The organism is Polaribacter marinus, from assembly GCF_022662535.1.
Taxonomy (GTDB): domain Bacteria; phylum Bacteroidota; class Bacteroidia; order Flavobacteriales; family Flavobacteriaceae; genus Polaribacter; species Polaribacter marinus.
On the sequence record NZ_JAKQYM010000002.1, the window covers coordinates 239,771 to 259,371 of the forward strand.

Genomic DNA, 19,601 nt, shown 5'->3' on the forward strand with positions numbered 1-19,601 from the left:
CAATTATTTAAGATGCAGAATGATAAATGGCTTTTTGAAATAACACCCAAAAATAGTTTATTCGATTTAAATTTAAAGGAAGTATGGCGGTATAGAGATTTGTTGATGCTGTTTGTGAAACGTGATATTGTAACAGTATATAAACAAACAGTGTTAGGGCCTTTGTGGTATTTGTTAGAGCCTTTGTTTACAACAGTAGTCTTTACTTTAATTTTTAACAATGTAGCAAATGTTTCAACAGGTGAAACTCCAGCTTTTTTGTTTAATATGTCTGGAATTATTGTTTGGGGATATTTTAAAACTTGTTTAATTTCTACTTCTACGTCATTTAGTTCAAATGCAGGAATTTTTTCAAAAGTATATTTTCCAAGATTAATAGCACCTTTAACTTCCATTGTTTCTAATTTGTTTAAGTTTGGAATACAATTATTTATACTCGCCTGTTTTTATACATATTATTATATTTCTGGAGCAAACTTAAAATTAACTCCAGTTATTTTATTTTTCCCTGTAGTAATTATTTTGATGGGATTATTAGGTTTGGGGTTAGGTTTAATTATATCCGCTCTTGTTACAAAGTATCGAGATATGAAAATTTTAGTAAACTTCGGTTTGCAATTGCTAATGTATTTATCTGCCGTAATGTATCCCATTTCTTTTTTTAAGGAAAAAATGCCCGATTATGCTTGGATTGTAGAATATAATCCACTTGCAGGAATTATAGAAATGAGTAGGTATTTATTATTTGGCACAAGTGGTTATCATTTTGATACCAATTTATTTATAATAACTATAGGTTTAGTTTTAGGCCTTTTGTTTGTAGGAGTTATTGTATTTAATAGATCAGAAAAGAACTTTATAGATACTGTTTAAGTTTATGAAAGATATTATTTTAAAAGTTGAGAATTTATCAAAGCAATATCGATTAGGTAATGTTGGTTCGGGAAGTTTAGCGGATGATTTTAAAAGATTTATTTATAAAATACGAGGAAAAGATGATCCTTTTTTAAAAATAGGAGAAACCAATGACAGATCAAAAAAAGGAAATTCAGATTATGTATGGGCATTAAGAGATATAAACTTCGAGGTTGAACGAGGTGATGTTGTTGGGATAATTGGTAGAAATGGGGCAGGAAAATCAACCTTGCTTAAGATTCTTTCTAAGGTAACAGGTCCTATAACGGGTTCTATTAAATACAATGGTAAAATAGCCTCTTTACTAGAGGTTGGAACTGGGTTTAATGGAGAAATGACGGGGCGTGAAAATATTTTCTTAAATGGAGCCATTTTAGGAATGACCAAAAAAGAAATTATTTCTAAATTAGATGAGATTATAGAATTTTCTGGTTGTGAACGTTATATAGATACACCTGTAAAAAGATATTCTAGTGGAATGACTGTTCGTTTGGCGTTTGCTGTAGCCGCTTTTTTAGAACCAGACATTTTAATTGTTGATGAGGTCTTAGCCGTAGGAGATGCAGATTTTCAAAAGAAAGCTATAGGGAAGATGAAAGACATTTCTACCAGTGGAGGTAGAACAGTTTTGTTTGTAAGTCATAACATGGCTTCGGTAAAAAGTTTGTGCACTAGGGCTATTGTATTAGAAAATGGAAAAGTGTCTATTGATACAGATGTTGATAATGCGATTAGTTATTATTTAGGAAAGAATGAAGGAAATCAACAATTTGAAGCAGGGAGGTATGAAAATGATGTTTTTAGACTAAATGCTATTGAGGTTATTGGAAAAAAGAATGATGATAAATTGGTGGAAGATGATGAGTTGTCATTAATTACAAACATTACATTAAAAGATATCAAGGAAGATTATTATCATATTACTTACCATTTATATAATGAGATGGGAGAGGCTATGTTTTCTTTTAGTAATTCTAAAGATATTTCTTTAAAGGAAGGAGAAAATAATATTAAGTGTAATTTTCCAGCTTCATTTTTTCAATCTGGTCAGTATTTCCTGTCTTTCTTTTTAGTGAAAAATAGAAAGACTGCCATTTTTGTAGAAAAAGATATTGCTATGTTTACTGTGATTGATAGACAAAGAGAATTAGGCGTTTATATGGGAAAAGAACCAGGGTATATAAAACCACAGTTTAAATGGGAAATCATAAAATAGTATGATAAATGTTACTAAAACTTTTTTACCGCCACAAGAAGAGTATCAAGCTATTTTAAAATCAGCTTGGGAGAAAGGTTGGTTAACAAATAGAGGAGAATTGGTAAAGGAATTAGAAGGTAAATTAAAAGATTACTTAAAGATTCCAAATATTATTGCTACTACAAACGGTACACTTCCATTACAAATAGCAATAAAAGCATTAAATTTAAGAGGCGAAATTATTACCACGCCCTTTAGTTATGTAGCTACAACATCGAGTATTGTTTGGGAAAATTGTAAACCTGTTTTTGTGGATATTGATTCAGAAAATTTAACGATAGACGAAACTAAAATTGAAGCTGCAATTACAAATAAAACTTCGGCAATATTGGCTACTCATGTTTTTGGGAACCCTTGTGCCGTTATAGAAATTGAAAAAATAGCAAAAAAATACAATTTGAAAGTTATTTATGATGCTGCGCATTGTTTTGGTGTAACTTATAATAAGCAATCCATATTTAATTATGGAGATATAAGCACTTGTAGTTTTCATGCAACAAAAATATTTCATACAGGAGAAGGCGGAGCCATATTTACGAAATCTAAAGAATTACATGAGAAATTGTTTTACCATCACAATTTTGGACATAAAACAGCAACATCTTTTCATGGGATTGGTATCAATGCAAAAATGAGTGAATTGCAAGCTGCTATGGGATTAGCTATTTTTCCATATTTTAAAGAAATTGTTTCAGATAGAAAAAAGGTGGTGGGTAGATATAATACTTTTTTAGATTTTTCAAAAATTAGAAAGATTAAAATAAGAGATCATACCAATTGGAATTATAGTTATTACCCTGTTATATTTAATACAGAAGAAGAGTTATTAAGAGTGATAAAAGAACTTAATAAAAAGGAGATATATCCTAGAAGATATTTTTATCCATCATTAAACACCTTAAATTATGTTGGTACACAAAAAATGCCAGTTTCTGAAAGTATTGCAGCTAGAGTTTTGTGTTTGCCTTTGTATTATGATTTGACGGAAGAAAACATAAAATTAATATCTAATATTATATTAAGTTGTTAAAGAATAATTATGTTATCGTATGAAGAAAGAAAAAGTCATAGTTTTAGGGGGAACACAAGATCATATTGACTTGATAAAAATATTAAAAAATAAAAAATTTCATGTATTGTTAGTTGATTATACAGCTAATCCTTCTGCTAAATGTTTTGCAGATGAATATATACAAGAAAGTACTTTAAATAAAGAAGCTGTATTAGAAATTGCTATAAAAAATAAAGTATCGTTTGTAATTGCTGCCTGTATAGACCAAGCTTTACTTACTATGGCATATGTTTGCGAGCAGATGGGTTTACCTTGTCATTTAACTTATGATAAAGCTTTGAGTTTAACGAATAAGACTTTTATGAAAGAGGTCTTTAAAGAGTATGGAGTTCCTACCGCTAAATTTCAAATAGTTGATGACATTCAGAGTAGTGAACTTGAAATATCATACCCTTTAGTTGTTAAGCCGTCAGATGCTAATAGTTCAAAAGGGGTGATTAAAGTGAAATCAGAAAATGAGCTTAAAGCTTCCATGAAAGAAGCTATGCAAATTAGTCGTGATAAAAAAATTATTGTAGAAGAATTTATAGCCGGAAAAGAATATAGTGCTGACGTTTTAATTAGTGATGGTAAAGCTGAAGCATTGATGATTTCAGAAAATGTGAAGTTTGAAAAAAATCATAATAATTTTACAATAGTTCAAAGTTTATTTAATTCAGAAATTCATAATGAACACAAATCTGTAATAGAGCAAATTGCAATAAAAATATCACAAGCTTTTGATTTAAAAAATGTACTTCTTTTGATACAATTAATAATTAATGATGATGGGGTGTTTGTTATTGAATTTAGTTCTCGAATTGGAGGAGGTTCAAAACATCATTTTATTAAAAAGATAAGAGATTATAATGTTTTAGATTGTTTTTTAGCAACTATTGAAAGAAAAACAATTAGACCAAAAAACAACATGCTATTATTTAAAAATGCTTCAGTCAATTATATATATACAAAAAAGGGTGTTTTTAATAAAGTTATTGGGGTTGAGTTGTTATTAGAAAAAAAAATAATAGAAGATTTTTATTTATATAAAAACTGTGGAACAGAAATAACTAATAATATTAGTAGTTCAGACCGTCCAGCAGGTTATTTGATTGCTGATAACGACAATCTTGTTTATCAACATAAATTTGAAACTGCCAAAAAAGAAATTGAAATTTTGGGAGAAGATGGAATAAACTTGAGAATTATATAAAGTTTTGTTTAAATGAAAAAAAAACAAAATAAAGATTATTGGGAAGAAAGAGGAGAGATTTCATACACCTATAAAAAAGAAGTTTTTTATACAATAACAGCAGTTCCATATTATTATAGTAGAAGGAAAATTGTACGTGAAAAACTAAGCAAGTTAATTAAGAATAAAGAAGTAGTTAATGTTTGTGATTTTGGGTGTGGTGATGGTCAGTATCTTAAGTATTTTTCGTTTACTGATTTACCAAAAAAATGGTATGGTATTGACATTTCAAAATCAATGATAGAACAGGCTAAGAAAAATTGCCCTGAGGCTTTATTAGAGGTTTCTTCAAATGGTATAAATAATGAATGGAATAATTTAGACTTAGTATATTCAATAGCAGTTTTTGCTCATGTTTTAAATGATGATGTTATCCTTGCTCTATTTAAAAATATTCATAATAAACTTAGCGATGATGGTTATTTCATAATATTTGAACAAACAGGTCCACTTCGTCAGCAAGGAGATTTTTGGTGTCGAAGAACATCAAATGAGTATTCCGAAATTGCAAAGGAATGTGGCTTTACAGTTGAAGAGAGTTCTTTAATAACCTATTCAATTCATAAATTATTTGAAAGATATATCGCTCCTGTTTTCAAGCGTATTTTTGTCAAAGGAAAAGATTATAGTGAAAAAAGTATTCGTGCAAATAGGTATTATATTTATAGGATAATGAGTTCTATTATGGTTGCTTTATCATTTAGAAAAGTTCGTAAAGATGATAACAGTACTTATGGGAATACATTTTTTATTTTTAGAAAAGTTAATGATTAAAATAATTTGAAAGGTAATTATCAAGTTTAAAATAGTAGTATTTTACTTTTAGTAAATAAATTTATAATGTCAAAAAAATATTCAATTACAATTTTAGGAGCTGGTAATGGAGGACAAGCTATGGCGGGTCATTTTGGAAAATTGGGATATGATATAACTTTATTTAATAGAAATACTGATCAGTTCACAGACATTATTACTACTAAGAAAATAACTCTAAGTGGTTTTATACAAGGTGATGGAAAAGTAAAGAAAGTAACTAATAATTACCAAGATGCTATTGATGATGCAGATATTATAATGGTAACAACTGTAGCCTCTGCTCATAAAGAAGTAGCTAAAAACATAGCTCCATACTTAAAAGAAAATCAAATAATTTTATTAAACCCAGGAAGAACTTTAGGAGCTTTAGAGTTTAGAAATGAGGTAGAAAATTATTCAAATAAACGAGTTTATATTGCCGAGGCTCAAAGTTTAATTTATGCTTGTAGAGCTGAAGGGAAAGGAAAGGTTAGAATAATTGGTGTAAAGAATAAAGTTCCTTTGGCTGCGTATCCTTCAACTGATACAGATTATGTTTTGAATATTATAAATCAAATTTATAATTGTTTTATTAAAGCAAAAAGTGTTTTAGAAACAAGTTTAGAAAATATTGGAGCTATTTTTCATCCTTCAGTTGTAATGTTTAATGCAGCTTCGATAGAAAGAGGAGACATGTTTTATTTTTATAATGATATGACACCTACAATTGCTGATTTTTTAATGAAACTAGATAAAGAAAGATTGTTAATAGGAAAATCTTTTGGATTAGACTTGATTTCTGTTAGTGATTGGGTCTCATTTTCATATTCAAATATTCAAGGAGATACCCTGTGTGATAAGATGAAAAATAATCCTGCGTACTTTTTAATTACTGCACCAGATAAGCTTGAAACGAGATTGGTAACTGAAGATCTTCCTACTGGAATTTTACCATTTATGGAGTTAGCTAAATTAGCAAAAGTTGAAGTGCCTTTATTAACTGCTGTTTTTAATATAATGGAATCTTTATTAAAAGTTGATTTTAAGACTAATGGACGTACCTTAAAAAATCTGGGTATTGATCATTTAAGTAAAGAACAATTTATAAATTCACTTTAACAATAGTTATATGGAATATTATATAGAAGATAATGATGTTTTTGGATTAATAAGACCGGAGAATGATATCCATACACTGGGTATTTCTACATTTGGGAAAATTATAGAAGACTGCGGTTACAAAGTTGTTATAGGAAATGCAATAATTGCCAAAGCTGTAGCAGATATATCAGACATACATAATTTAAGTCTTCTTGAGAAGTGGATTTTCAAGAATAATATAACAATTTTAGGATTTAGTTATAGATTAGATCCTAAAGATGCTCAAACTAATTTCGGGAAAGTATATTATTTTTTGAAAGATAAACTTTTATTAGCTGAACTTGGTGGTCCAATCAAATCTGTTCATTTTGCAGGTCTTCCTGAAGCTTGTAAAAAAATTAAACAGGAATATAATAATAAGGTATCTGTTTTTATAGGGGATGAAACACAATTAGAAACGTTAAAGAAGTTTAATGTACCTGAGAATAAAATCCCTACTGAATTAATGAAAGGTTCAAAATATGATGATGCAAGGATGGATTTTTCACAAGATTTAATATTATCTCGGAAATATAATTTTGTTACTCCACCAAAAAGAATTCAGTATCCATCTTACGGTAGCTTTAAAGACACTTTAGTTGAGAAAATTACTTATAATAAGAAAGAAAGTAATCTTCCTTTAATGAGAGTTCATGTAGGTCCTTATAACTCAAACTATGAAGAGGTAAAGAAAGAGTTTCATAATTGGTTAAAAACATTATCTGAAACAAAATTCTTAGATATAGTGTCAGTTGGTTCATCTCAATTAAGTCAGTCTGATTTTGGTACCGATTGGAAAGACAAGCCCAATGGTGGAGGAGTTCCCATTAATTCAGAAGAAGATTTATACAAAATATGGGAAGCTTCAAGACCAATGTTAGTTAGAACATATTCAGGTACACGTGAAACACAAAAAATGGCCAAAATTTATGAGCGCACAATAAATATATCGTGGCACGCATTATCTTTTTGGTGGTTTAATAAAATAGATGGTAGAGGTCCACATAATGTACTTACTAATTTAATTAATCATATAGAAACTCTTAAAATTATAGCACTATATAATAAACCATTTGAACCAAACATTCCACATCATTTTTCATTTAGAGGAGGAGATGATTACACATATATTCTCTCTGCTTATTTAGCAGCAATTACTGCTAAAAAGCATGGGATTAAGTATTTTGTTTTACAAATTATGCTTAATACCCCTAAATATACATTAGGTATACAGGATTTAGCCAAAGCAAGAGCTTTGTTAAAATTAGTAAGGGAATTAGAGGATAAAAATTTTACTGTATTTCTTCAGCCCAGGGCAGGTTTAGATTATTTTTCACCAGATCTAGAAAAAGCAAGAATGCAATTAGCATCAGTAACGGCAATGATGGACGATATAGAACCAGAAAACCCTAAAAGTCCTGACATTATTCATGTTGTAAGTTATTGTGAAGCAGTAGAATTAGCAACGCCAAAAATAATTAATGAAAGTATTCAAATAACAACATTAGCATTAAAAGAATATAGGAAACTTAAAAAAGCTGGACATATAGATAATATGATTAATAATAAAGATGTAAATACTAGAACAGAAGATTTATATCAGTCAGTTAAGAAGATTAGAGCTATTATTGAGGAAAATGTTATGAATCCTTATTCTGCACAAGGATTATATGAAATTTTTAAAAAGGGTGTTTTTGCAGTTCCGTATTTATGGGAAGGAAAAGAAGAGTTTAAGGATGCTATTAAATGGAAAACAGGGTTATATAATGGAGGTATTCATGTTTTAGATGATCAAGGAAAGCCGATTGATCCAGTAAAAAGAATTAGTAATATTTTTTTAGAAAATAAATAAATATGATTCAAAAAGAGTTAAATAGATTATTTTTAATTGAAGAAAAAAATGAATATTTAGGGAAAAACAAGGAAATTAATAAACATATTCCATTAGTTTCAATTTCAGTACCAACATACAATCATGAAAATTTTATTGAAGAATGTTTAGATAGTATACTAAAACAAGTTACTAATTTTACTTTTGAAATAATAATTGGAGAAGATCAATCAGATGATCGTACTCGAGAAATATGTATTAAATATGCAGAAAAATACCCTAATAAAATAAGATTGTTTTTACGAGATAGAAAAACGTCTCAGTATTTTGAGAACGGTAAATTTATATGTAGATTTAATGGTCTTTGGAACAGGATGTCTGCAAGGGGGAAATACATAGCCATGTGCGAAGGCGATGATTATTGGATAGATCCATTAAAGTTGCAAAAGCAAGTAGATTTTTTGGAAGCAAATGAGGAGTATGTTATACACTCAGCAAATGCTAGTTTTTATTTTCAAGATGAAGATAATAATAAGGAAATATTATGTAGATCAGAAAAAGAAGAAAGAGTTTTAACTTTAAAAAATTTTTATACTCAAAATAATTTATCAACTTTAACAGTAATGTTTAGAAATGTAAAATTTGATTATCCAAAGGAGTATAAAAATATTTTATATGGTGATTGGGCATTATATACAATAATACTTAAAAATGATGGTTGCTTAGCTTATAGAAGTAATGAGGTTTTTGCTTGTTATAGAATTCATAATAATGGTTTAATGTTATCAAACTCTAAAGTAAAACATCATGAACATGAAGCTAATCAATTGATAAAAATATATGAGTATTTAGAGTTATCTCCCAAAAAATATAATTCAAATCAAAAAGCAACTGTTACTAAGGTAATGAATACTTATATATTGGATTTAATTGCTCAGAGAAATTTTAAATCTGTTTTTAAATATTTATTTTTTGATATAAAAATTAATGGTATTGGGGCATTATTTTTTTACATTAAGTATTATATAAGGCAAATAAGAAAATTATGGCACTAATCACTGTTGTCTTACCTGTTTATAATGTAGAAAAGTACATAAAAGAATGTATGGATTCTATATTAAACCAAACCATACAAGATTTTGAAATTATAGTAATTGATGATTGCTCTACGGACAACACTTTGGATGTTATCAGAAACTATAAGGATGACAGAATTAAGATTTATGAAAAAGAAGAAAATAAAGGTTTAATAGATAGTCTAAATATAGGCTTTAAAGTTGCTAAAGGAAAATATATAGCAAGAGTTGATGGGGATGATATCAATGTTTTGAATAGGTTTGAAAAACAAATTAATTTTTTAGAATTAAATACGGACATTGATGCATGTGGATGTTGGTTACAAGCCTTTAGTGCAAGTAAGGTTATTATTAAGCATAAAGAGTTTCACAAAGAAATTAAGTCTTATATGCTATTAAGTAATCCTATGAGTTTGGGAGCTACAATGTTAAGGCGTAAGTCTTATGAAGGTTTTTCTTTTGGCAAAAAAATGTGGCATGCTGAAGACTATGATTTTTGGGCAAGGACTGTATGGAGTTGTAGACTTCATAATTTACAAGAAATACTTTATTACTATAGGGTTCATGACAAACAGGTTTCCTCTCAGTTTAAACAAACTCAATTAGAGAACGATATTATTATCAAGTTAAATTTATTTAAAAAAATTAATTACAATCAAAAAATATTTACGGATGCTTTGGTAACTAAAGTGATGTATACTAATAATTATATTAGTGTTGCAGAATTATATCAATTTCTTAAATGGACCAATATTATATTAAAAAACAATAATTGCTATGATTCTAAATTTTTAAAAGAAATTATTAATGAAATAATAAGAAAATTAGTTTATAATATTTATTTTGTAGGAGGTAGAGAAAAGATAGATAAGAAATGGAGGTTGAAGGCTTTATTTATCCTGCCTCTCAGAGAATTTTTATTTGTAGTACGAAAAAAAATAAAGTTATAGAGGATAGGATGAAATTGCAAAACACCAATATTTTAATCATATTGCATTATGGAGCTTTAGGCGGAGCTCAAAGACAAGCTTTAGGTTTGGCTAAGTATTTAACAGAAGAAAGAGGATGCAATGTTGATTTGTTTTTAATGCATTCAGATTTTCAAACTAATGAGTTTAAAGATTTCTCCATAGCATCTGGTATAAGAAATACACATCATTTTGCAAATCCTTATTTGTATTTACCAAAAGAGTGGACATTAAAAAATATCAAGAGAATTCGTTGGAATTATAAATATCTTAATAAAGTTCGTAAGGGACTAAAACCTTATAAGTATTCATTAGTAATTCCTTATTTAAATCACACTTCTAAATTGGCTTATTTTATTTATAAAATGATTCCATCAGTAAAATTTACATTTTGGCATCAACTAGGTTTAGATATTATTAAAAAAGATTGGATTGAAGAAATTGTAAGAAAAAATATACCATGTGTAATTGGTAATGCACCTAATTGTTATGACATTTTTGAAAAAGAGTTACCAATACCAAAATCTAAATTTCATTTGTTACCTCAATATTTAACACTAGATATTGTTAAATTAAACAAGCAAAAAATACGTACAAAATTAAATGTACCAGAAGATGCAATTATAATAGGAATGATTGCACATTATAGAAAAGATAAGTATTTTGATTTATTATTTGATGCTTTTATTAATATAGAAAAAAATACGAATGTAAAGATTCATTTAATATTATTAGGGAATAAAGAAAATGATTTAGCTTCTTTAAACATCTATGAAAATTTAATAAATAGAGTCAAAAAAAATAATTTAGAAGAATCTGTAACTATATTATCAAATATAGAAGTTATTGCTGTGTTAAATATATTAGATATAGCTGTTTTAGTTTCTCAAATAGAAGGAATGCCTAACTCTGTGATGGAATATATGGCTTATGGAATACCTTCTATTGTGTCTAACCATCCAGGATGTAAGCAATTATTAGAAGATAGTGAATATTTAATTACTAATGATCAAAATGTTCTAGAGGAAAAGCTGAAGAAGCTCATAAACAATAAAGAAAAAAGGGAAACGGAAAGTGCTTTAAATTTACAAAGAATTAAAAAGTTTAATCTACCCTCTTATGTGCAAAAATTAGAAAATATTATATCGAAATATATTTAATGAATAATCCTATTATATCTATAATTCTTCCAGTTTACAACGGAGAAAAATATTTGAGTCAATCAATAGAAAGTTGTTTAAATCAGACATATAAAAATATAGAATTAATTATTGTAAACGATTGTTCTACTGATACTTCTTTGGCTATAGCTGAAAAATATCAAAAAAAAGATAATAGAATTAAGATTATTAATAATACAGCTAATAAAAAATTACCTGCAAGTTTAAATATAGGGCATAAAACTGCTGTAGGAGATTTTTTTACATGGACAAGTGATGACAATTTGTATTTACCCAATGCAATTGAGTTAATGTTCAATTGTATTGTTGACCAAAAAGTAGATTTTGTTTATGCTGATTTTATACAAATAAATGATGAAGGTAAAGAATTAAGAGTATTTAAATTAGAACAACCAGAAGAACTGATTTGGAGAAATGTAGTTGGAGCATGTTTTATGTATTCTAAAAAGGTCTATGTAGAAAACAAAGGCTACAATGAATCTTTATTTATGGTTGAAGATTATGATTTTTGGTTAAGAGGCTTTATGGAATTTAAGTTTTATCATATAAATGAAGTAGTTTATAAATATAGAATTCATCAAGATAGTTTGACTAATGAAATAAATGATAATAATTCTGAAAAATCAATAATATTTGAAAAAAATAAACTAAAAATGTATTTAGATATTTTTGAAAAATACAATTACCCAATTGTATTAAGAGAAATGATTATTGAGCTACAAAAGAAAAATATAGTTTTTTATAAAAAAATAATTAAAAATAGAAAAGAGATTCAGTTTTTTTATAAAAAACATTTTAGAGATTCTTATAAAAAACATCTTTTTTGTTTAAAAAATAAATATATAAAAGGAGTTAGACAAGAGTCAAAAAATCAAGGAGTATACTCTTTTTTTATCATGATTTTATTATTTAGAAACGTAATGACTCTTAATGATTATAAGACAAGTTTAAAGGTTTTAACACATAATATTTTAAATAAATAATGTATAGCCCATTAATAACAATTATATTGACAACCTATAACAGAGCTCATTTAATAAGCGAGACTTTAGATTCTATAATTGCACAAACATATACAAATTGGGAATGTATTATTATAGATGATAATTCATCTGATCATACTGTTCAATTAGTAAAAAAACAAGTAGTTAATGATAATCGATTTATTTTAATCGTAAAACCAGAAACAATTTGTCAAGGTTTACCTGCAAGCAGAAATATTGGAATTAAAAAAGCAAAAGGAGAGTTTCTTGTGTTTTTTGATGATGATGATATTATACATCCACAATTAATAGAAATATGTGTAGCTAGTTTTAAAAATAAAGACATAAGTTTTGTCCATTACAAAAAACAATCTTTTGAAGGAGATTTTAATAAAGACTTATTAAAACCAATTTTAAATATTGAGGCAAGACAATTAGAAGAAAATATATATGAAAAGGTAATTTTAGGGAAATTACCATTGGCATCTTGTACTGTAATGTGGAAAACAGCATTATTTGAGAAAAATTTGTTTAACGAAGAATTAATGTATGCTGAAGAATGGGAGTGTTATTCTAGACTTTTAATATTAAATAATTTAAGAGGTTCTATTATAAAAAACGCATTGTATTTTAATAGAAAACATCAAAATTCTAATACAGGAGAGTTTTGGAATAATAACCCAATAAGATTGGCTTCATATATTAAAGCTCAACAATTAGTTTGTGAAAATTTAATGGTTTTTAATTTAATGACAAATAAGCTAAAGAAATATTTTTTTCATAAAACGTATACTTTAAAATCAAAAATGATTATTTCTAAATTATTAGAACAAAGTTTTATGGACAAAGTTTATTTTTGGATGTATCCATTAAGATTTAACTTATATAAATTTTTAAAACAATTTTGAAAAGTATATTAATCATATCAGAATCTATAGATATTGAAGATAGTAGTGCTTCTAAGGTAAATGTTGCTTTAATTTTAAATTTAGTTAAAATAGGATATCAACTAAAGGTATTACATTATACTAGAAAAGAGATTCAGTTAGATGGAGTGGATTGTATTATTATTCCTGAAGTTAAATTCTCTTTAAACTATGTGTTAAGTAGAACACAAAGAGTTTTTCAAAGACTCACCAAAATAAATGTATCTAAATATTTAGAAAATGTATTTGGACATTCCTTTACATTTTTTAACGATTCTAAAAGCATTGCTAAAGCAGTTAAAAAGTATTATAATAACGAAGATTTAGTAATTACTTTAAGTAAAGGAGCTAGCTTTAGACCACATCATGCCATGTTAAGTTTCCCTAGTTTACATAATAGATGGCTAGCTTATATACACGATCCGTATCCTTTTCATTATTATCCAAGACCTTATAATTGGGTAGAAGCAGGATATCAATTTAAAGAAGATTTTTTCAGAAAAGTTTCTGAAAGTGCCAAGTATAGTGCTTTTCCAAGTTTGTTATTAAAAGAATGGATGGGGAGTTATTTCCCTAATTTTTTAAAAACAGGAATTATTATACCACATCAAAACTTAGATAGTAATAATAATGAAGTTTTTGAATTACCTAATTATTTAGACACTTCAAAATTTAATATTTTGCATGCAGGAAATTTAATGAAACAGCGTTCTCCTAAAGCGTTGATTAAGGGATATAGATTGTTCCTAGAAAAATTTCCTGAGGCAGAAAAAAAATCAAAACTATTGTTATTAGGAAATGCTAGTTATTACCAAGAGTACTTAAATAATCAAATAGATAAAAATGTTTATTGGAGTAAAGGAAATGTTTCTTTTTTAGAAACATTACAAGTCCAGAATACTGTTTCAGTGAATATTATTTTAGAATCAAAATCAGAAATTAGCCCTTTTTTACCAGGTAAATTCCCTCACTGTGTAGCAGCTAATAAGCCCATTTTATTATTAGGTCCTTATTACAGTGAAACTAAAAGATTACTTGGGGAAAATTATCCTTTTATTTCAGAAGCAAATGATGTAGAATCTATTACTCGTTTATTAGAAGATTTATATAATAATTGGAAAAACAATATAAATCAAGAGTTAAATAGAATAGATTTAGAAGAGTATGTAGGTCCTATTTATTTAAAAAAAACTATAGAGTCAATTATATGATTAAGTTTTCAATAGTAATTACTACTAAAAATAGAATTCTAGATTTACAGCAAACCATTACATCTTTAAGCACTATTATAAAAAGAAAAGATGTAGAGTTAATAGTTTGTGATGATGCTTCTATAGATGGAACAGGTGAGTATTTAAAAAAAAAAGATTGTATCTCCATAGTCAATAAAAAAAGTAAAGGCTTAATTTTTAATAGAAATATATTGAACAATAAAGCAAAAGGGTTGTATATTATTTCTTTAGATGATGATGCGCAGTTTTTATCAGAAAATGTTTTAGAAGAGATTGAGAGTTGTTTTAATAGTTATCCAAACTGTGGTGTTCAGAATTTAAGAATATATTGGAATAAAGAAAAACCGAGCTCAATTACAAGTACTGAAGATTATGAATTGAACAAAGGCTTTGTAGGTTGTGGACATGTTTGGAGAAAATCAGCATGGAAATCAATAGCCCAATATCCAGCTTGGTTTGTTTTTTATGGAGAAGAAGATTTTGCTGCTTTTCAACTATTTAAAAAAGGTTGGAATATTTTATACAACCCTAAAGTATTAGTTCATCATAGAGTAGATATAAAATTAAGAAAAAAACAAAAAGATTATAGCTTAAGGTTAAGAAGGTCTTTACGATCAGGTTGGTATTTGTATTTTTTATTTTATCCGGTAAAGGAAATACCTAGAAGATTAGCATATACTTTTTGGCAACAAATAAAAAAGAAGACTTTTAAAGGAGATGTAAAAGCAACAGTCGCTATTTTTCAAGCTGTTTTAGATGTCGTTTATAATTTTCCTAAATTGCTAAAAAATGCAAATAGATTAACATTTCAAGAATTTAAAGAATATCAAAAATTACCAAATACAAAATTGTATTGGAGTCCAAAAGAAAAGTAATATGGAAAAATTTAAAAATAGAACAGATTTTGCAAATAGCATGATGGATAAGTATTTCAAAAACTTACCTAATTGTATAGTAAGTGATATTGGATCTGGATGGGGAAATATGAAAAAAAGTATTAAATCTAGAGGTTTTCAATGGCAACCTTTCGATTATGTTCGTAAAATAGAAGAAGCACAAATATGGGATTTAAATGAACATGCACCAATAACTTCAAAAAAAGCAGGAGGTGTAATTTTTTTAGAAGTGTTAGAACATTTAGCAAATCCTCTACTCGGATTAACAAATATTTATAACAGTATGGAAAAAGGAGGCGTATTAATTTTGACAACACCAAATCCACAATCAAGCAAAAATACTCTTAATTTATTTTTAAAAGGAACTCTTTATGCATTTCAAGAAAAACACCTTATAGAACATCATGTTTTTACCCCTTGGGAACATATTGTACGGTTCTATTTAGAAAACTTAGGTTTCGAAATAAAAGAATATGCGATAGTAGATACTCAATATAAAAAGGTAAAACCAAAATCATTTAAAGAAAGGGTAAAAAAACAATTAGAAAATTATATTGAAAAACGAAACCCTAAAGCACTCGGTATGAGTTATGGAATGGTTGCTGTTAAAAGTTAAATTTAATATTGTCTATATAAAAAGAAAAAAACAATGAAAAAAGTAGCAATCATTCCGTTAAGAAAAGGTTCTAAAAGTATAAAAGGGAAAAATAAAAAGAAATTATTAGGGAGACCTTTGTTTTCTTGGGTGTTAGCAGAAGCTATTTTTTCTAATTTAGATGAAATTTATGTTTTTACTGATGATGAAGAAATTATTGATTTTGTAAACAAACATTACCAATGGTCTACAAAAGTAAAAACACTAAAAAGGAGTAATGAAAATGCAAATGATGTAGCTTCTACAGAAAGCGCATTATTAGAGTTTTCAAACCTTATTAATCATAATTTTGATATACTCTGTTTATTGCAAGCTACTTCTCCATTAACAACTTCAAAAGACATAAACGCTTGTTTAAATAAAGTTATTGTTGAAGGATATAACAGTTCTTTATCTGTTGTTAGAACTCATAGATTTGTGTGGTCTGAGAATGGAACTCCTGTAAATTATGACATTTTTAATAGACCTAGAAGACAAGATTTTAATGGATTATTAATAGAAAATGGTGCTGTATATGCAATAAAAAAAGAATCCTTTTTAAATTCTAAAAACAGACTAAGCCAAAACATAGGTTTGGTAGAAATGAACGAAGATACATTAACTGAAATTGATACCGAGAATGATTGGATTGTTGCTGAACAATTAATAAAAAATAGGTTGCAGCACCAAAGAACTGCCAAACAAATAAAATACTTAGTATTGGATGTTGATGGAGTATTTACTAACGGAACAGTCACTTTTAGTAAAGATGGAGAACTTTCTAAAGAATTTGATATGAGAGACGGTATGGGGTTAGAAGTTTTAAGAGAGCATGGAGTACAGGTTTTTGTAATGACTTCTGAAGATTCAGAGTTGGTAAAACAACGAATGAAAAAACTAAAAATAAAAGCAGGTTATTTTGGAGTTAAAGATAAATATGCCTTGTTAAAATCAATAGCATTAAATCAAAATATAGATTTTAATCACCTAGCATATATAGGAGATGATATTAATGATATGGCTCCTATGTGTGCCGTTGGATGGTCATTTACACCAAACAATGCAATGACTAAAATAAAAGCAATTGCAGATATTACTTTAAATAAAGAAAGCGGAAAGGGAGCAATAAGAGAGGCTTCGGAGTTTATAATTAATTATAATAAAAGATATGAGTGTTAACTATAAAAAGCCTTATGTAATTGCAGAAATAGGATGTAATCATAAAGGAGAAATAGAAATAGCTAAAGAATTAATAAAAATTGCAAAGATTTTTTGTAATTGTGATGCTGTAAAATTTCAGAAAAGAAATAACAAAGAGTTATTAACTGAAGAACAATATAGTGCCCCACATCCAAATCCAGCAAATTCATATGGTGGTACTTATGGAGAACATAGAGAGTATTTAGAGTTTAATGTAGAGGAACACAAAATTTTAAAAGAGTATTGTGAGGAGATAGACATAGAATATTCAACTTCTGTTTGGGATACAACTTCTGCAAAAGAAATAGCAAGTTTAAATCCTGCTTTTATAAAAATTCCTTCAGCTTGTAACAATCATTATGATATGTTAGGATGGTTGGCAGATAATTATAAAGGAGAAATACATATTTCTACTGGAATGACAACTAAAGGAGAAATTGATGATTTGATAAGTTTTTTTGAAGAAAAAGGAAGAAACAAAGATTTAGTTGTTTACAATTGTACCTCTGGTTATCCTGTTCCTTTTGAAGATGTTTGTTTGTTGGATATTAAGTTGTTAATAGAAAAATACGGAGACAAAGTAAAACATATAGGGTTTTCGGGTCATCATTTAGGAATTGCTGTAGATATTGCTGCTTTTACTTTAGGAGCAAATGTAATTGAAAGACATTATACTATTGATAGAACATGGAAAGGAACCGATCATGCAGCATCTTTAGAACCCATGGGGCTACGTAAATTGAATAGAGATTTACAAGCAGTGTATAAAGCATTAACCTATAAGCAATCGGATATATTAGGGATTGAAGAAGAGCAAAGGAAAAAATTAAAGTACAGAAAATAGTAGTTTGTAAATATGACAAATAAAAAAATATTGTTTTTACTTCCTGATGGTGGAGGACTTAGAAATTTTGTGTATTCAGATTTTTATAAAAAATTACAACAAAAAGAAGTTGAGGTTTCTTATTGGAATGGATCATGTTTTCCTATTAATGAAAAGCTGTTTCGTAAAGAAATTAAAATAGAAAAAGCAACTACACATTCTTTAACTTCAATTTTATCTAGAGCAAGAAAAAGAATTGAGTTAAATTTATTTACCAAAGAATTTAAGGATCATGTTTATCAAATGTATAAGTTCCCTTTAACTTATAATAATTTTGGGAATACTCTAAAAAGTGTAATGGTAAACATTTTAGAGACATTTTGCTCTAATAAAAAAGGGTTAAATTTTGTTAAAAATCAAATAGTTAAATTAGAAAGAAGTACTCAAAGATATACAGATTGTAAATCTCAATTAGAAGCTTACAAACCTAATTTAGTTTTTTGTTCAAATCAAAGAAATACACAAGCTTTAGCACCCTTATTAGCAGCTAAAGATCTAGGAATAAAAACAGCGTGTTTTATTCAATCATGGGATAATGTACCCAAAGCCATGTTGGTTTTAGAAACAGATTATTATTATGTATGGAGTAATTTAATGAAAGAAGAACTTTTAAAGTATTATTCGTTTATTGATGAAAATCAGGTGATTGTTACTGGTACTCCTCAGTTTGAACCACATTATGATGATAACTTAATAGAAAGTAGAGCAGACTTTTGTAAGAGTTATGGATTGGATACTAATAAAAAATATATATGTTATTCTGGTGATGATGAAACTACCTCTCCATTAGATCAGTATTATTTAGAAGATTTAGCAAACGCTGTACGTAGTTTAAATAATAAAGGGAACAACATTGGAATTATTTTTAGAAGATGTCCGGTAGATTTTTCCAATAGATTTGATGAGATTATCAATAATAACAAAGACATAATTGTATCTATAGATCCAATATGGAAGGAGTATGGAAATACTACGAAAGCAAGATATCCAGAAAATGAAGATTATAAATTACTTTCAAATATCTGTCATCATAGTGAAATGGTAACGAATGTGTGTTCTTCTACTGTTTTTGATTTTGTAATACACAAAAAACCTTGCGTGTATTATAATTATGAACAACCTCAATTAAAAAAAGGGATTAGAGATATTGGACAAAATTATGATTATATTCATTTTAGATCTATGCCATCAAAAGAAGCTGTTATTTTTTGTGAATCTAAAGAGAGTTTAGAAAAAATAGTTGAAAATACCTTGTTAAATAAAGTATCTAATGTTAAAATAGGAACCGAGTGGTATCATATAATTGTTGGTAATGAACCCTCAAAATCCACAGAATGTTTTGTGAATTCATTGAGTCAAATTATTTAAGAATCATAATCA

18 protein-coding genes are annotated in these 19,601 nt (G+C 27.5%); all 18 read left to right on the plus strand.

Annotated features, from left to right (window positions below; genetic code table 11):
- The first annotated feature begins 12 nt into the window (after window positions 1-12).
- The 18 genes from MC378_RS04285 to MC378_RS04370 all read left to right on the plus strand — a co-directional run bounded on the left by MC378_RS04285 (window position 13) and on the right by MC378_RS04370 (window position 19,589).
- On the plus strand, window positions 13-873 hold the full coding sequence (locus tag MC378_RS04285; protein ID WP_242177488.1) for an ABC transporter permease: 861 nt from the start codon (window positions 13-15) through the stop codon (window positions 871-873).
- A gap of 4 nt (window positions 874-877) precedes the next feature.
- Window positions 878-2,131, plus strand: a complete 1,254-nt coding sequence (locus tag MC378_RS04290; RefSeq protein ID WP_242177489.1) for an ABC transporter ATP-binding protein — start codon at window positions 878-880, stop codon at window positions 2,129-2,131.
- A gap of 1 nt (window position 2,132) precedes the next feature.
- On the plus strand, window positions 2,133-3,203 hold the full coding sequence (locus tag MC378_RS04295; protein ID WP_242177490.1) for a DegT/DnrJ/EryC1/StrS family aminotransferase: 1,071 nt from the start codon (window positions 2,133-2,135) through the stop codon (window positions 3,201-3,203).
- 19 nt (window positions 3,204-3,222) lie between these two features.
- On the plus strand, window positions 3,223-4,437 hold the full coding sequence (locus MC378_RS04300; protein ID WP_242177491.1) for an ATP-grasp domain-containing protein: 1,215 nt from the start codon (window positions 3,223-3,225) through the stop codon (window positions 4,435-4,437).
- 12 nt (window positions 4,438-4,449) lie between these two features.
- Window positions 4,450-5,250, plus strand: a complete 801-nt coding sequence (locus tag MC378_RS04305) for a class I SAM-dependent methyltransferase (RefSeq protein ID WP_242177492.1) — start codon at window positions 4,450-4,452, stop codon at window positions 5,248-5,250.
- A gap of 66 nt (window positions 5,251-5,316) precedes the next feature.
- Window positions 5,317-6,390 carry an NAD/NADP-dependent octopine/nopaline dehydrogenase family protein gene (locus MC378_RS04310; RefSeq protein ID WP_242177493.1) on the plus strand — a complete coding sequence of 358 codons (1,074 nt, stop codon included), beginning with the start codon at window positions 5,317-5,319 and terminating at the stop codon, window positions 6,388-6,390.
- Window positions 6,391-6,400: 10 nt separating this feature from the next.
- Window positions 6,401-8,263, plus strand: coding sequence for a hypothetical protein (locus tag MC378_RS04315; RefSeq protein ID WP_242177494.1), 1,863 nt, complete (start codon window positions 6,401-6,403; stop codon window positions 8,261-8,263).
- 2 nt (window positions 8,264-8,265) lie between these two features.
- Entirely contained in the window at window positions 8,266-9,297 is a 1,032-nt protein-coding gene (locus tag MC378_RS04320) for a glycosyltransferase family 2 protein (protein WP_242177495.1), read from the plus strand.
- Complete coding sequence (locus MC378_RS04325; RefSeq protein ID WP_242177496.1) at window positions 9,288-10,268, plus strand: glycosyltransferase family 2 protein; 981 nt, start codon at window positions 9,288-9,290, stop codon at window positions 10,266-10,268. Before MC378_RS04320 ends, MC378_RS04325 begins: the two co-directional genes overlap by 10 nt.
- 8 nt (window positions 10,269-10,276) lie before the next feature.
- Window positions 10,277-11,446 (plus strand): glycosyltransferase family 4 protein, encoded by a 1,170-nt coding sequence (locus MC378_RS04330; protein ID WP_242177497.1) that lies wholly within the window; start codon window positions 10,277-10,279, stop codon window positions 11,444-11,446.
- The gene (locus MC378_RS04335; RefSeq protein ID WP_242177498.1) at window positions 11,446-12,450 is read left to right on the plus strand and encodes a glycosyltransferase family 2 protein; all 1,005 of its coding nucleotides are present in this window, start codon (window positions 11,446-11,448) and stop codon (window positions 12,448-12,450) included. The genes MC378_RS04330 and MC378_RS04335 overlap by 1 nt, the downstream gene beginning before the upstream one ends.
- Entirely contained in the window at window positions 12,450-13,358 is a 909-nt protein-coding gene (locus tag MC378_RS04340; RefSeq protein WP_242177499.1) for a glycosyltransferase family 2 protein, read from the plus strand. Before MC378_RS04335 ends, MC378_RS04340 begins: the two co-directional genes overlap by 1 nt.
- Window positions 13,355-14,587 (plus strand): UDP-glycosyltransferase, encoded by a 1,233-nt coding sequence (locus MC378_RS04345; protein ID WP_242177500.1) that lies wholly within the window; start codon window positions 13,355-13,357, stop codon window positions 14,585-14,587. The genes MC378_RS04340 and MC378_RS04345 overlap by 4 nt, the downstream gene beginning before the upstream one ends.
- Entirely contained in the window at window positions 14,584-15,483 is a 900-nt protein-coding gene (locus MC378_RS04350; protein WP_242177501.1) for a glycosyltransferase family 2 protein, read from the plus strand. Before MC378_RS04345 ends, MC378_RS04350 begins: the two co-directional genes overlap by 4 nt.
- Window position 15,484: 1 nt before the next feature.
- Entirely contained in the window at window positions 15,485-16,120 is a 636-nt protein-coding gene (locus MC378_RS04355) for a class I SAM-dependent methyltransferase (RefSeq protein WP_242177502.1), read from the plus strand.
- Window positions 16,121-16,153: 33 nt separating this feature from the next.
- Window positions 16,154-17,317 carry an acylneuraminate cytidylyltransferase gene (locus MC378_RS04360; protein WP_242177503.1) on the plus strand — a complete coding sequence of 388 codons (1,164 nt, stop codon included), beginning with the start codon at window positions 16,154-16,156 and terminating at the stop codon, window positions 17,315-17,317.
- A complete protein-coding gene (locus MC378_RS04365; RefSeq protein WP_242177504.1) occupies window positions 17,307-18,182 on the plus strand; it encodes an N-acetylneuraminate synthase family protein in 876 nt (291 codons plus the stop codon). The genes MC378_RS04360 and MC378_RS04365 overlap by 11 nt, the downstream gene beginning before the upstream one ends.
- Window positions 18,183-18,194: 12 nt before the next feature.
- Window positions 18,195-19,589, plus strand: coding sequence for a CDP-glycerol glycerophosphotransferase family protein (locus MC378_RS04370; RefSeq protein WP_242177505.1), 1,395 nt, complete (start codon window positions 18,195-18,197; stop codon window positions 19,587-19,589).
- Window positions 19,590-19,601: the final 12 nt, after the last annotated feature.